This is a genomic window from Cupriavidus sp. OTU4054 (assembly GCF_038440175.1).
Taxonomy (GTDB): domain Bacteria; phylum Pseudomonadota; class Gammaproteobacteria; order Burkholderiales; family Burkholderiaceae; genus Cupriavidus; species Cupriavidus pauculus_D.
Genome location: NZ_JASATF010000023.1, coordinates 26,177 through 38,405, shown reverse-complemented (window position 1 = coordinate 38,405; position 12,229 = coordinate 26,177). Strand labels below are relative to the sequence as shown.

At 68.1% G+C, this 12,229-nt stretch carries 10 protein-coding genes; 5 read left to right on the top strand and 5 right to left on the bottom strand.

The window, feature by feature from the left end; genetic code table 11:
* Nucleotides 1–7 precede the first annotated feature (7 nt).
* On the bottom strand, nt 8–1,369 hold the full coding sequence (locus AAHB16_RS23835; RefSeq protein WP_342052155.1) for a carbohydrate porin: 1,362 nt from the start codon (nt 1,367–1,369) through the stop codon (nt 8–10).
* Between the two features lie 232 nt (nt 1,370–1,601).
* Here AAHB16_RS23835 and AAHB16_RS23830 point away from each other — a divergent pair, with 232 nt between their 5' ends.
* The 5 genes from AAHB16_RS23830 to AAHB16_RS23810 all read left to right on the top strand — a co-directional run bounded on the left by AAHB16_RS23830 (nt 1,602) and on the right by AAHB16_RS23810 (nt 7,094).
* Nucleotides 1,602–2,303: a TetR/AcrR family transcriptional regulator gene (locus tag AAHB16_RS23830; protein WP_342052154.1), complete on the top strand. Its 702-nt coding sequence runs from the start codon at nt 1,602–1,604 to the stop codon at nt 2,301–2,303.
* A 142-nt stretch (nt 2,304–2,445) separates the two neighbouring features.
* Nucleotides 2,446–3,450, top strand: coding sequence for an HlyD family secretion protein (locus AAHB16_RS23825; protein WP_446718128.1), 1,005 nt, complete (start codon nt 2,446–2,448; stop codon nt 3,448–3,450).
* The gene (locus AAHB16_RS23820; RefSeq protein WP_342052153.1) at nt 3,447–4,445 is read left to right on the top strand and encodes an ABC transporter ATP-binding protein; all 999 of its coding nucleotides are present in this window, start codon (nt 3,447–3,449) and stop codon (nt 4,443–4,445) included. Before AAHB16_RS23825 ends, AAHB16_RS23820 begins: the two co-directional genes overlap by 4 nt.
* A complete protein-coding gene (locus AAHB16_RS23815; RefSeq protein WP_150372849.1) occupies nt 4,442–5,620 on the top strand; it encodes an ABC transporter permease in 1,179 nt (392 codons plus the stop codon). Before AAHB16_RS23820 ends, AAHB16_RS23815 begins: the two co-directional genes overlap by 4 nt.
* A 19-nt stretch (nt 5,621–5,639) precedes the next feature.
* The gene (locus tag AAHB16_RS23810; RefSeq protein ID WP_150372850.1) at nt 5,640–7,094 is read left to right on the top strand and encodes an efflux transporter outer membrane subunit; all 1,455 of its coding nucleotides are present in this window, start codon (nt 5,640–5,642) and stop codon (nt 7,092–7,094) included.
* A 31-nt stretch (nt 7,095–7,125) separates the two neighbouring features.
* Here AAHB16_RS23810 and AAHB16_RS23805 read toward each other — a convergent pair whose 3' ends face one another.
* From AAHB16_RS23805 to bglX, 4 genes are all read right to left on the bottom strand, one after another.
* Nucleotides 7,126–8,322, bottom strand: coding sequence for a pyridoxal phosphate-dependent aminotransferase (locus AAHB16_RS23805; RefSeq protein WP_342052152.1), 1,197 nt, complete (start codon nt 8,320–8,322; stop codon nt 7,126–7,128).
* 90 nt (nt 8,323–8,412) lie between these two features.
* Entirely contained in the window at nt 8,413–9,315 is a 903-nt protein-coding gene (locus tag AAHB16_RS23800; protein ID WP_150372852.1) for a transporter substrate-binding domain-containing protein, read from the bottom strand.
* Between the two features lie 135 nt (nt 9,316–9,450).
* Nucleotides 9,451–9,837, bottom strand: coding sequence for a hypothetical protein (locus AAHB16_RS23795; RefSeq protein ID WP_191002149.1), 387 nt, complete (start codon nt 9,835–9,837; stop codon nt 9,451–9,453).
* A 56-nt stretch (nt 9,838–9,893) separates the two neighbouring features.
* The gene (bglX, locus tag AAHB16_RS23790) at nt 9,894–12,227 is read right to left on the bottom strand and encodes a beta-glucosidase BglX (protein WP_342052151.1); all 2,334 of its coding nucleotides are present in this window, start codon (nt 12,225–12,227) and stop codon (nt 9,894–9,896) included.
* Nucleotides 12,228–12,229: the final 2 nt, after the last annotated feature.

Here is a 12,229-nt window from a genome sequence, read left to right as displayed (position 1 = left end):
CGTTCGTTCAGAACTCCGCGTGCGCGCGGATGCCGTAGAACTTTGCCGGACCGCGATCCCGGTTGTAGCCGGGGTTGCGGATGTACTGGAAGTCCGGCGACAGCGTCAGCGTTTTCCACACCGCAAAGCTGTAGTAGACCTCGAGCACCTGCTCCGACCCGTAGCGCAGCGCGCCATCGCCAAGGAACGCGCCGAGCCCGCCCGCGGCCAGGTACGCGTGATGATGCGGCCCCAGCATGTTGGCCGCGAATGCCACACCCACCTCGTCCTTCCCCCGTCCCCACGCATTGCCCTTGAGCGTGCCGCCGAACGCGACCTGCCGGCCGATCTCGGTGAACGCGTAGGTTTCCGTCTTGTCGTCCGACCAGTTCGCGCGCAGGAACACGCCCAGCGAGTCGTTGACCTCCTGGAGGAAGGCGACGCCCACGCCCACCTTCGCATGCTCGCGCCGCACGTCGCCGACGTCGGGCGTCACGTTGTTGGCCTGCCCATAGGCCAGCGCGTCCGTGAACGATCCCATGCGCGCCTTGTTGCGCCATAGCAGCAGGCGCGCCTGCCCGGGGCGCCCGGCGATGCTGTAGCGCTTCTCGAGTTCGAGCACGTCGCCGTAATGGTCGAACATCCGCGTATCGAGTTCGCGGCCATTGGACTCGAGCGGCAGCAGAAAGCGGCCATAGCGCGCGGACCAGCCGTCGCCGACGTACTCGAGCGCAAAGCCCCAGTCGTAGCCGCGCGAGTCGGCCGGATAGTCGAACGAGCCGTGCGCGAGAAACGACCAGTTCATGAACTGCGTACGCGGGTCCGAGCCGTACGGGTTCTGGTCGAACACGTCGATCACGCCGAAATTGCCGGCCGTCAGCACGAGGCGCTGCTTGTCCACGGTCCGCGCAAACTGGTTGAAGTCTTCCTCGAGCGTTTCCTCGCCCCCGCCGAAGCCCCAGGTCTGGCGCACGAACGCGCGCGCGCGATAGAACTTCGGGCTCGTGCTGGCCGTCTTGGCCAGCTCGCCGTTCGACAGGCCGCCGAGGCCGTGCAGATTCGAGAACGGCACGCCCTGCGCCACTTCCGGGTTGAAGTGGAACTCCGCGCCCTGCCACAGCCGCAGGCCGAGGTCGAGCGTGCTCGTGAACGAATAGCTCTTGGCGCGCGCGTCGGTCAGGCTGTTCTCGCCCGAGTAGGCGGCATTGAACGCTGGCTTGCGCTGCCAGATATAGGTGGCCTGCCCGTGGAACGCGAACGGGCTCTCGGTAGCGGCAACGGTGGCTGCAACGGTGGCGGCATCGGGCGGGACGGCTGGCGCCTCCTGCGCGCAGACGCCGTGGGCCGCCAGCACCAGCGCGGCAGCGGCGGCGATGCGATTCAGAAACATGAGCAAGCTGGAAATGCCGTCGCGTCCTGCGTGGGGCGCGTCGTGCGGAGATTGGTTGGGTCACATGCATGGGTTCCCACGCAGCAAGGCCGGGCCAGCATAGCCAAGCGTATGTGACATGTCCATCGAACGTCTCCTCAACGTTTGCACATGCCGTTCCGCCGACATTGTAACGACCCTTGGAATTAATTAACTCGAAAATTAATATGGTCTGAGATTTCAGGAATGCACGATGACAACCAGATCCAGACCGGCCCGCCCCGGCACGCGCGGTCCCGGCCGCCCGACCGCCGCCGCCGCCGCCGGTGACGGGGACGCGGGTGGCAGTCCGCGCGAACGGCTGCTCGATGCGGCCACCCTGCTGTTCTCGCGGCATGGCGTGGCCGGCACCCCGATCAAGGCCATCGCGGCCGAGGCCGGCGTGACGCCCGCGCTCGTCCACTATTACTTCCGCGACCGCGACCAGTTGCTCGATGCGGTCGTCGATGAACGGCTGCAGCCGCTCGTCGAGCAGGTGTTTCCGAACATGCCGCCCGTGGCCGAACCCGGAGCGCCCGCGCCGGACATCGTCGCGATGATGACCGGGCTCGCCGCGCAGCTGATTCGCGTGGCATCGGCCACGCCGTGGCTACCGGGGCTGTGGATCCGCGAGATCGTCGGGGCCGAGGGCCAGTTGCGCGAGCGCGTGGTGCAGCGGATCGCGCTGCGGCGCGGCGCGCTCGTCACCGGCCTGCTGGCGGCCGCGCGCGAGCGGGGCGACCTCAATCCGGGACTCGAGCCACCGCTGGTGATGGTCTCGCTGATCGGGCTCACGCTGCTGCCGCTCGCGACCACGCATATCTGGCGCGGCCTGCCGGGGGCGGATGCGATCGATACCGAGACGCTCGTGCGCCATGTCGGCGCGCTGCTCGCACGCGGCCTGGCGCCCGGGTGACGGCTGCCGCCCGGCACCGCGGGCGAGGCCCAGCCCCGTCAGCCGCGAATCCAACACCGCTTTCCCGCCTTTTACGCTTTACGCCTTTCCCGCCTTTTGCGCCTCCGCGCGCACGCGCAGAGGCCACCCACGGAGCCTGCCCATGCCTTCCTCCTCCGCCCCCCTCCACACGCCTCGCCGGCGGCGCACCGTCGCTGCGGCCGTCACCCCCGCCGCGCTGGCGATGATGGCGCTCGCGCTGGCCGCCTGCTCGCGGGATGCGCCCACCGGGTGGCAGGGCTATGTCGAGGGCGAGTTCGTCGCCGTCGCCTCGCCGTTTGCCGGCCGCCTCGATCGCCTCGCGGTCGAGCGCGGGCAGCAGGTGGCCACGGGCGCCCCCCTGTTCGTGCTCGAGTCCGACGACGAGCGCGCCGCGCGCGATCAGGCCGCGGAGCAGGTGCGCGTGGCAGAGGCTCAGCTGACCGATATGCAGACCGGCAAGCGCCCCGTCGAAGTCGCGGTGAATCAGGCCCAGCTCGTGCAGGCACAGGCGCAGGCCACGCGCAGCGCCGCGCAACGCAAGCGCGACGAGGCGCAGTTCGAGATCGGCGGCATCTCCCGCGCGCAACTCGACGAGAGCCGCGCCACCGCCGAGTCAGATGCCGCGCGCGTGCGCGAGATCCAGCGCGATGTCGATGTGGCCCGCCTGCCGGGCCGCACCGCGCAGATGGCCGCGCAGGCGGCACAGGTGCAGGCCGCGCGCGCCGCGCTGGCGCAGGCGGAATGGAAGCTTTCGCGCAAGGCGGTGGCCGCGACCGAAGCGGGCCTCGTCTACGACACGCCGTTCCGCAACGGCGAGTGGGTCCCGGCGGGCAGCCCCGTGGTGCGCATGCTGCCGCCCGGCAACGTGAAGGTGCGCTTCTTCGTGCCCGAGGGCGCGGTCGGGTCCATCCGGACCGGTCAGCGCGTGCAGATCCTCTGCGATGGCTGCGCGGCGCCCGTCGCGGCAACGATCACCTACGTGTCGAACGAAGCCGAGTTCACGCCGCCCGTCATCTACAGCAACGAGACGCGCCGCAAGCTCGTGTTCCTGATCGAGGCGCGTCCCACGCGCGGCGACGCGCCGAAGCTGCATCCGGGCCAGCCCGTGGAGGTGCGCGCATCATGAGCCACGCCAGCCCGCCTCCCGGCGCCGCGTCGAACGGCACACCCGAACTCGCGATCGACGTGCATGGCCTGAACAAGCATTTCGGCGACAAGCACGTGGTCAACGATCTGTCGATGCAGGTCGCGCGCGGCGAGATCTTCGGCTTTCTCGGCCCCAACGGGAGCGGCAAGACCACGTCGATCCGCATGATGTGCGGCCTGCTGACGCCCGACTCGGGCTCAGGCACCTGCCTGGGGTACGACATCCTCAAGGATGCCGCCGAGATCAAGCGCAACGTCGGCTACATGACGCAGCGGTTCTCGTACTGGGAAGATCTCTCGATTCGCGAGAACCTCGACTTCGTCGCGCGTGTGTACGACATGCCCAACCGCCGCGAGGCCGTCGATCGCGCGCTCGAGGATCTCGGCCTGCAATCGCGCGCGGCGCAGCTCGCGGGATCGCTCTCGGGCGGATGGAAGCAGCGGCTCGCGCTCGCCGCCTGCCTGCTTCACGCGCCGCGGCTGCTGTTGCTCGACGAACCGACGGCCGGCGTCGATCCCAAGGCGCGCCGCGATTTCTGGGAACAGCTGCACCAGCTTGCCGCGCGCGGCATCTCGGTACTCGTCAGCACGCACTATATGGACGAGGCCGAACGGTGCCACAAGCTCGCGTATATCGCATACGGCAAGCTGCTCGCACAGGGGACGTCGCAGGAGGTCGTCGATAGCCAGCACCTCGCCACATGGAGCGTCGAGGGCGAGGACCTCGCCGGTCTGTCGGCCGCGCTGCAGGGCAAGCCCGGCGTCGAGCAGACCGTGGCCTTCGGCACCGCGCTGCACGTCACGGGACGCGACGGCGCGCTGCTCGGCGAAACACTGCGACAGCTTGCCGGCCCGAACCGGCGCATCGCGCAGACGCCGACGAGCCTCGAGGACGTCTTCATCCACATGATGAGCGGCGCGCAGGACAACATGGCCGCGAGCGCGGCCAGGCCGCGGGCGAAGGAGCGCACATGAACAACCCCGCCACGCCCACCCCACCGAGGCGGCGAGCCACCCGCTCGCGGTTCTCGGTCCAGCGCTGGTGGAGCATCGTGCTGAAGGAGTTCCTCCAGCTGCGGCGAGACCGCGTCACGTTCGGCATGATCGTCGGCCTGCCCATCATCCAGCTGATGCTGTTCGGCTTCGCGATCAACTCGGACCCGCGCCATATGCCCACCGCTGTCATCAGCGCGGAGCAGAGCGACTTCACGCGTTCGTTTATCGCGGCGCTGGAGAACACCACGTACTTCCGGGTCGTGGGCACGCTGCCCGACGAACGCGCGGGGCGCGAGGCGCTGATGCGCGGCGACGTGCAGTTCGTGCTGACCATTCCGACCGATTTCTCGCGCAAGCTGCTGCGCGGCGAGCGGCCCGCGATGCTCGTGGAAGCCGATGCGACCGATCCGTCCGCGACGGGTCCCGCGCTTGCCGCGCTCGCGAGCCTGCCGGACAGCGTCGCGCGCATCGACCTCAAGGGCGCGCTCGCGCCGCTGGCCGGCGGCAAGTCCGCGTTCGACGTCGATGTGCAGCGTCTCTACAACCCCGAAGGCATCACGCAGTACAACATCGTGCCGGGCCTGATGGGCGTGATCCTGACCATGACGATGGTGATGATGACGGGCCTCGCCATGACGCGCGAACGCGAGCGCGGCACCATGGAGAATCTGCTCGCCACGCCCGTGCAGCCCGTGGAGGTCATCTCCGGGAAGATCGTGCCGTATATCTTCATCGGCCTGATCCAGTCGACGATCATCCTCGCGGCCGCGTACTGGATCTTCTCGGTACCGTTCTTCGGTTCCGTCGTCGCGGTCTACCTCGCGGCGCTGCTGTTCATCGCGGCCAACCTGACGGTCGGCATCACGCTGTCCTCGCTCGCGAAGAACCAGTTGCAGGCCGTGCAGCTCACGTTCTTCTACTTCCTGCCCAATATCCTGCTGTCGGGCTTCATGTTCCCGTTCGTCGGCATGCCCGCGTGGGCGCAGTGGATCGGCAACGTGCTGCCGATGACGTACTTCAACCGCCTGATCCGCGGCATCCTGCTCAAGGGCAACGGATGGACCGAACTCTGGCCGAACGTCTGGCCGATGGCTGTCTTCACGGTCGTCGTCATGACCATCGCGGTGCGCTTCTACAAGCGCACGCTGGATTAACTTCACGATGGAGCCCGCGATGCGCACCCTCCTCATCTCCTGCGCGGCCCTGGCGCTGGCCGGCTGCGCGGTCGGCCCCGACTTCCGCTCGCCGGCCGCCACCACCGATGCGCGTTACACCACCGGCCCGCAGCCAGAGCGTACGGTGACCGCCGAAGGGCAGGCCCAGACCTTCGCCGAAGGCGACGTGCCCAAGCAATGGTGGACGCTGTTCCGCAGTCCCGCGCTCGACGAGACCGTGCGCCGCGCGCTCGACAGCAGTCCGACGCTCGCGCAGGCCAGCGCGCGGCTGCGCGAAGCGCAGGAGACGCTGATCGCGCGCACGGGCGCCACGCAGTTTCCGAGCGTCGATGCGAAGTTCAATGCCGCGCGGCAGCAGTTCGATATCAAGTCCGTCGGCATCGATGCGTTTCCGAACCCCGGACCGTTCACGCTCTATGGCGCGACGGTACAGGTCTCTTACGTGCTCGATCTGTTCGGCGGACAGCGGCGCGAGCTGGAAGGACTGCGCGCGGCGGTCGATTACCAGCGCTACGAACTCGAGGCCGCGCGCCTGTCGCTCGCGGCGAACGTCGCCACCACGGCGATCCGCGAGGCCGGTCTGCGCGCGCAGCTTGCCGATACCGTCGCCCTGGCGGATGCGCAGCAGCGGCAGGCCGGCATCATGGAGGATCGGCTAAGGGCCGGAGGCGTGGCGCGCGTGGACGTGCAGCGGCAGCGCGCCGAACTTGCGCAGACGCAGGCGCTGATTCCGGGCCTGTCGCGGCAGATCGACGCGGCGCGGCATCAGCTTGCGGTCTATACGGGCCAGACGCCGGGCAGTGCGAGCCTGCCCGAATTCCGGCTCGAGGACCTGTACCTGCCCGATACCGTGCCGGTGAGCCTGCCCGCGACGCTCGCGCGCCGCCGGCCCGATATCCGCGCGGCCGAGGCGCTGCTGCACGAGGCGTCGGCGAATATCGGCGTGGCCACGGCGAACCTGTATCCGCAGATCACGCTGAGCGCGAGCGCGGGCACGCAGGAGACGCGCATGCGCGACCTGTTCGACAGTCTCAATATCTGGAGTCTCGCGGCGGGCGTCGTGCAGCCGGTGTTCCGCGGTGGCGAGCTGCTGGCGAAGAAACGCGCATCGGAGGCCGCGTATGAGCAGTCGCTCGCCGCTTACCGGCAGGCCGTGCTGCAGGGCCTGCAGAACGTGGCGGATTCGCTGCGCGCGCTGGAGGCGGACGCCGGCACGCTGGCGGCCCGCGCCGACAACGCGCGGCAGACGCGCGACACGCTGGCGATCGTGTCCGAGCAGTACCGGCTCGGCGGTGTGAGCCAGTTCACGGTGATCGACGCGGAACGCCAGTCCCGGCAGGCGGCGCTCGACCTGGCCCAGGCGCGTGCGAGCCGGCTGGCGGATACGGCGGCGCTGATGCAGGCGCTCGGGGGTGGGTGGTCGCAGGAGGCCGTCGACGTGTCGGCTCGCTAAGCGCCCGGTAGTCCCCGGCTACCGGTCCGCGCTAGCGAGCGAGGTACTGCCGCAAACGCGCGACGCCTTCGTCGAGCCGCGCGACATCGCACGCGTAGCACCACCGCACAAACCCCTCGCCCTCGTCGCCAAACGCACTCCCCGGCGCGAGCCCGATGCGCGCCTCGCGCACGAGCCGCTTGCACAGTTCGAGGCTGTCGGTGGCACCACCCGTCTGCGCGTCGAAGCGGAAGAACACATACATCGCGCCGTCCGGCGCCCGTGCATCGACGCCGGGCAGCGACGAGAGCGCGTTCACCAGATGGTCGCGGGCCTGACGCGTGCGCGCGACCAGTTCCCGCGTGAACGACTCGCCCTCGCGCACGGCCACCACGCCCGCTTCCTGCACGAACGACGGCGCGCACGACGTGTTGTACTCGATAAGCTTGCCGAGATCCGCGGTCAGCGCGGCCGGCAGCACCATCCACCCGAGGCGCCAGCCCGTCATCAGCCAGGCCTTGGAAAACGAATTGACGCTGATCACGCGCTCGTCGCGCGAGGCAATATCGAGGAACGACGGCGCGGTCAGTGCGTCGCCATCGGTGTCGCCGTAGTAGAGGCGCTCGTACACCTCGTCCGCAATGATCCAGATGCCATGACGCCGGCAGTGATCGAGCACGATCTGCTGCGCGGCGCGCGGCATCACCCAGCCGGTCGGATTGTTCGGCGAATTGATCATCACCGCGCGCGTGCCGGGCTTGAGCGCGGCAAGCAGCTTGTCGATGTCCAGCGCCCACCCCTGCGGCCCATAGTCGAGCGACACTGTTTCCACGGTGGCACCGAGAATGCGTGGAATTTCGACGAGGTTCGGCCACAGCGGCGTGACCGCCACCACATGGTCGCCGGGCCCGGCAACGAGCTGCGCGGCCAGCATCAGCGCATTGACGCCGGCGCTGGTGACCGCGACGTTATCGACCGCGGTGGCGCCATGCAGGCGCGTGGCATACGCGGCCAGCGCCTCGCGCAGCGCGGGAATGCCGAGGTTGTGCGTGTAGAACGTGGCCCCGTCGGCCAGCGCGCGGCTGGCCGCGTCGCGGATGAACGCGGGCGTGACCTGGTCCGATTCGCCGAACCAGAACGGCAGCACGTCGGGGAGGCCGATGCCAGCATTGGCCACCTCGCGGATGCGCGACGCGCGCAGGTTGTGGACGGCTTCCCGGGCTGACGGGAGGACGGGGGCGACGGACATCGGAACTCCTTGGCGGTCGATGCGATAGGCTACGGATGCATGGCAGCGCCAAGCGTACCACCGCCCGCCCCATCGCGTCCGGGCCGACGCTTACTCGAAGGCCTCGTCGCTGGGGTTCGCGTACGCGCGCTTGAGCGGCTCGCTCACCGGCAGATCGAAGCTGATGTTCTTCGGCGGCACCGGCTTGGCGAACCACTTGGCATAGAGCGTATCGATCTCGCCGCTCTTCATCAGCGACGTGATCGCGCCATCGACCACCTGCTTGAAGCCCGGATCGTCCTTGCGCATCATGAACGCATAGGCCTCGAACGATTGCGGCGTGCCGACGACGGCCCAGTCCGACGGGTTCGGCGCCAGCGTGCGCGCGCCCGACAGCAGCACGTCGTCCATCATGAACGCGGCCACGCGGCCCGACTGCAGGATCAGGAACGACTCGCCATAGTCCTTGGCGCTCTGGATCGTGATATTTGCGCCCTTCTCGTCGTTGAGCCGGCGCAGGATGCGCTCCGACGTCGTCCCGGCGTTGGTCACCACGGACTTGCCCGACAGATCGCCGAAATCGCGGATCGGGCTGTTCTTCTTCACGAGCAGGCGCGTGCCCGCCACGAAGAACGTGGTCGAGAACGCGACCTGCTGCTGGCGGGCCTTGAGGTTGGTCGTCACGCCGCACTCGAGGTCCACGGTCCCGTTCTGCACGAGCGAGATACGGTTCTGCGACGTGACCGGCACCATGCGCACCTGCAGCGCTGCAACACCTGTTTCCTTCTTCACGGCGTCGATCACGCGGTCGCAGATGTCCTGCGAGAAGCCGATCACCTTCTGGTTCGCGTCGTAGTACGAAAACGGGATGGAAGACGTGCGGTGGCCGATCGAGATCACGCCGCCGGACTTGATCTTGCTCAGCGTGGGGCTCGCGGCCACGTCCGCGGCGCTGGCGGCCAGCGGCAGCAGGGTGGCGAACATGGCCGCAAGGGCCAGGCGATGGTGTTTCATGGTGGCACTCCTATGAGTCGAATGTTGCAACTCTAAACTCAGAGCAACAAACGTTCCATCATGGATTACCATGAAACATATGGTTTTTTCACCGAATCGGTGAAACAAATGCGCCACATCGGGGCGAAAAGGCGATCAGCTGTGATCGGCGCACTTCTCGTTGTAGACGCGCTGGAGCTGCCGGCGCGTGCGGTCGCGCTCCACGGTCGGGATGTCGGTGCCCTGGCTGTTTTCGACGTTCTGGCCCGACGGGCGATAGCTGCGGCGCGGCAAATCGCCGATCTGGGCCGCGAGCGAATCGCACTCGGCGTCGCGCGACGGCGGCTGGCTGGGCGTGGGGCGGAACTGGGGTTCGCCTTCGCGCACGGCGTTGGAGATCGCGTTATTGATGGCGGCGTCGCCCGACGGCTGCGCCCGCGCCATCGAATGGTGGAGTTGCTGTGGCAACGGCAGTGACGCGAGCAGACCGCTTGCCGTTACCAACAGCGACGTGATAACCAGACTGCGAGCGAGGCGAGGCATGGAAGCGATCTCCGGAGCGGACGTTTATCCATGGTAGTGCAAACGGCGCTCCCGCACTAACGCAACACAAACGTCTTCTGTTTCACGTTCTCGGCGTCGAGCCCGATCTGGACGTTGAACTCGCCCGGTTCCGCCACATAATCGAGCTTCGCGTTGTAGAACTTGAGCTTGTCCTCGTCGATCGGGAACGACACCACGCGCGACTCGCCCGCCTTGAGCGGAATCTTGCGGAAGTCCTTGAGCTCCTTGACCGGCCGCACGACCGAAGCGGCAACGTCCTGCAGGTACAGCTGCAGGACCACCTCGCCGTCGCGCGCGCCCGTGTTCTTCACGGTCACGCTGGCTTCGATACGTTCCCCCGCACGCATCGTGTCCCGCGAGAGCCGCACGTCGGACACCGCGTATTGCGTGTAGCTGAGGCCGTAGCCAAACGGGTACAGCGGGCCCGACGCTTCCTCGAAATACTGCGACGTGTAGTTCGCGGGCTTGCCCGGCGTGAACGGACGCCCGATGCGCAGCTGGTTGTAATACGTGGGAATCTGGCCGATCGAACGCGGGAACGAGATCGGCAGGCGGCCCGACGGGTTGTAGTCGCCGAACAGTACGTCGGCGATGGCATGCCCGCCCTCGGTGCCCGCGTACCAGGTCTCGAGCATCGCGTCCGCGTTTTCTTTCTCCCAGTTCAGCGTGAGCGGCCGGCCATTCATCAGCACCACGACCATCGGCTTGCCGGTGGACTTCAGCGCCTTGAGCAGCGTCTGCTGCGAGCCGGGCAGCGACAGCGTGGTGCGGCTGGACGCCTCGTGCGACATGCCGCGCGACTCGCCAACGGCCACCACCACCACGTCGGCGGCACGCGCGGCCGCCACCGCTTCGGCAATCATCTCGCCGAGCGGGCGCGGATCCTGCACGAGCTCCTTCATGTCCCAGTTCAGGAAGTTCAGGTACTCGACCACGCGCGGATCGTCGGTCAGGTTCGCGCCATGCGCGTGGAGCACGCGGCCGCGATCGCCGAGCGCGTCGCGCATGCCCTGCAGCAGCGTGACCGAATGCTTGCCTTTGCCGGCCGCGGACCAGCTGCCCATGATGTCGATCGGCGCATCGGCGAGCGGGCCCACCACCGCGATCGTGCCGCCCTTCTTCAGCGGCAGCGTCTGGTTGCGGTTCTCGAGCAGCACGAGCGAGCGGCGCGCCACGTCGCGCGCGTCCTCGCGATGCAGGCGGCTGTCGGCTTCCACATCGGCGGGATCGTCGGCGGCACGGCCAATACGGCGATACGGGTCGGCGAACAGCCCGAGGTCGTACTTCGCGCCCAGCACTTCGCGCACGGCCTCATCGACCACGCCGACGGGCACCGCGCCCGATTTCACGAGGCCCGGCAGCTGCTGAAGATAGAGCGAGTCATGCATGCTCATGTCCGCGCCCGCCTCGATCGCGAGCTTCGCGGCCTCGCGGCCATCCTTCGCCACGCCGTGGCGCAACAGTTCGTCGATCGCGCCATGATCGCTGACGGTCAGGCCCTTGAAGCCCCACTGCTTGCGCAGCAGGTCGCGCAGCAGCCATTTGTTCGAGGTGGCGGGCTCGCCGTTGATCGAATTGAGCGCGATCATCACGCCGCCCGCGCCCGCATCGATCGCGGCCTTGTATGGCGGCAGGTAGTCCTGGAACATCCGCATCGGGCTCATGTCCACCGTGTTGTAGTCACGGCCACCCTCCACGGCGCCATACAGCGCGAAATGCTTGACCACGGCCATCAGGCTGTCGCGATTGGCCGGCGACGCGCCCTGGAAGCCGCGCACCATCGCGCGCGCGCTCTGCGACACGAGGAACGGGTCCTCGCCGAAACCCTCGGACGTGCGGCCCCAGCGCGGATCGCGCGAGATATCGACCATCGGCGCGAAGGTCATGTCGATGCCGTCGGCCGTGGCCTCGAGCGCGGACACGCGCGCCACGCGTTCCACGGCGCCCATGTCCCACGTGGAGGCCACGCCCAGGCTGATCGGGAAGATCGTGCGATGGCCGTGCACGATGTCGTAGGCGAAGAAGATGGGAATCCCGAGCCGGCTCTTGACCGCGGCCTCCTGCAGCGGACGGTTCTCGGCCGGCGTCACCGAATTGAACGTGCCGCCCACGCGGCCGGCCTCGAGTTCCTTGCGCAGTTGCGGCTGCGGCATGTCGGAGCCGATGCTGATCAGCCGCAGCTGGCCGATCTTTTCCTCGAGCGTCATGCGCGCGATGAGCCTGTCGATGAACGCGTTGCGCTCCGCGACCGACGCGGGGGAAGCCTGCGCGCTGTCGGGCGGAGCGGCGTCGGGCGGGGCGGCAAGGGCGGAAAAGGCAGGGGCGCAGAGCAGGCTGGCGGCAACAGCCAGCGAGGTGAGCAGTCTCATCG

Bases quoted from the DNA above. Each gene is read 5' to 3' on its own strand.
- AAHB16_RS23835 (WP_342052155.1), bottom strand. From the start codon at position 1,369: ATGTTTCTGAATCGCATCGCCGCCGCTGCCGCGCTGGTGCTGGCGGCC.
- AAHB16_RS23830 (WP_342052154.1), top strand. From the start codon at position 1,602: ATGACAACCAGATCCAGACCGGCCCGCCCCGGCACGCGCGGTCCCGGC.
- AAHB16_RS23825 (WP_446718128.1), top strand. From the start codon at position 2,446: ATGCCTTCCTCCTCCGCCCCCCTCCACACGCCTCGCCGGCGGCGCACC.
- AAHB16_RS23820 (WP_342052153.1), top strand. From the start codon at position 3,447: ATGAGCCACGCCAGCCCGCCTCCCGGCGCCGCGTCGAACGGCACACCC.
- AAHB16_RS23815 (WP_150372849.1), top strand. From the start codon at position 4,442: ATGAACAACCCCGCCACGCCCACCCCACCGAGGCGGCGAGCCACCCGC.
- AAHB16_RS23810 (WP_150372850.1), top strand. From the start codon at position 5,640: ATGCGCACCCTCCTCATCTCCTGCGCGGCCCTGGCGCTGGCCGGCTGC.
- AAHB16_RS23805 (WP_342052152.1), bottom strand. From the start codon at position 8,322: ATGTCCGTCGCCCCCGTCCTCCCGTCAGCCCGGGAAGCCGTCCACAAC.
- AAHB16_RS23800 (WP_150372852.1), bottom strand. From the start codon at position 9,315: ATGAAACACCATCGCCTGGCCCTTGCGGCCATGTTCGCCACCCTGCTG.
- AAHB16_RS23795 (WP_191002149.1), bottom strand. From the start codon at position 9,837: ATGCCTCGCCTCGCTCGCAGTCTGGTTATCACGTCGCTGTTGGTAACG.
- bglX (WP_342052151.1), bottom strand. From the start codon at position 12,227: ATGAGACTGCTCACCTCGCTGGCTGTTGCCGCCAGCCTGCTCTGCGCC.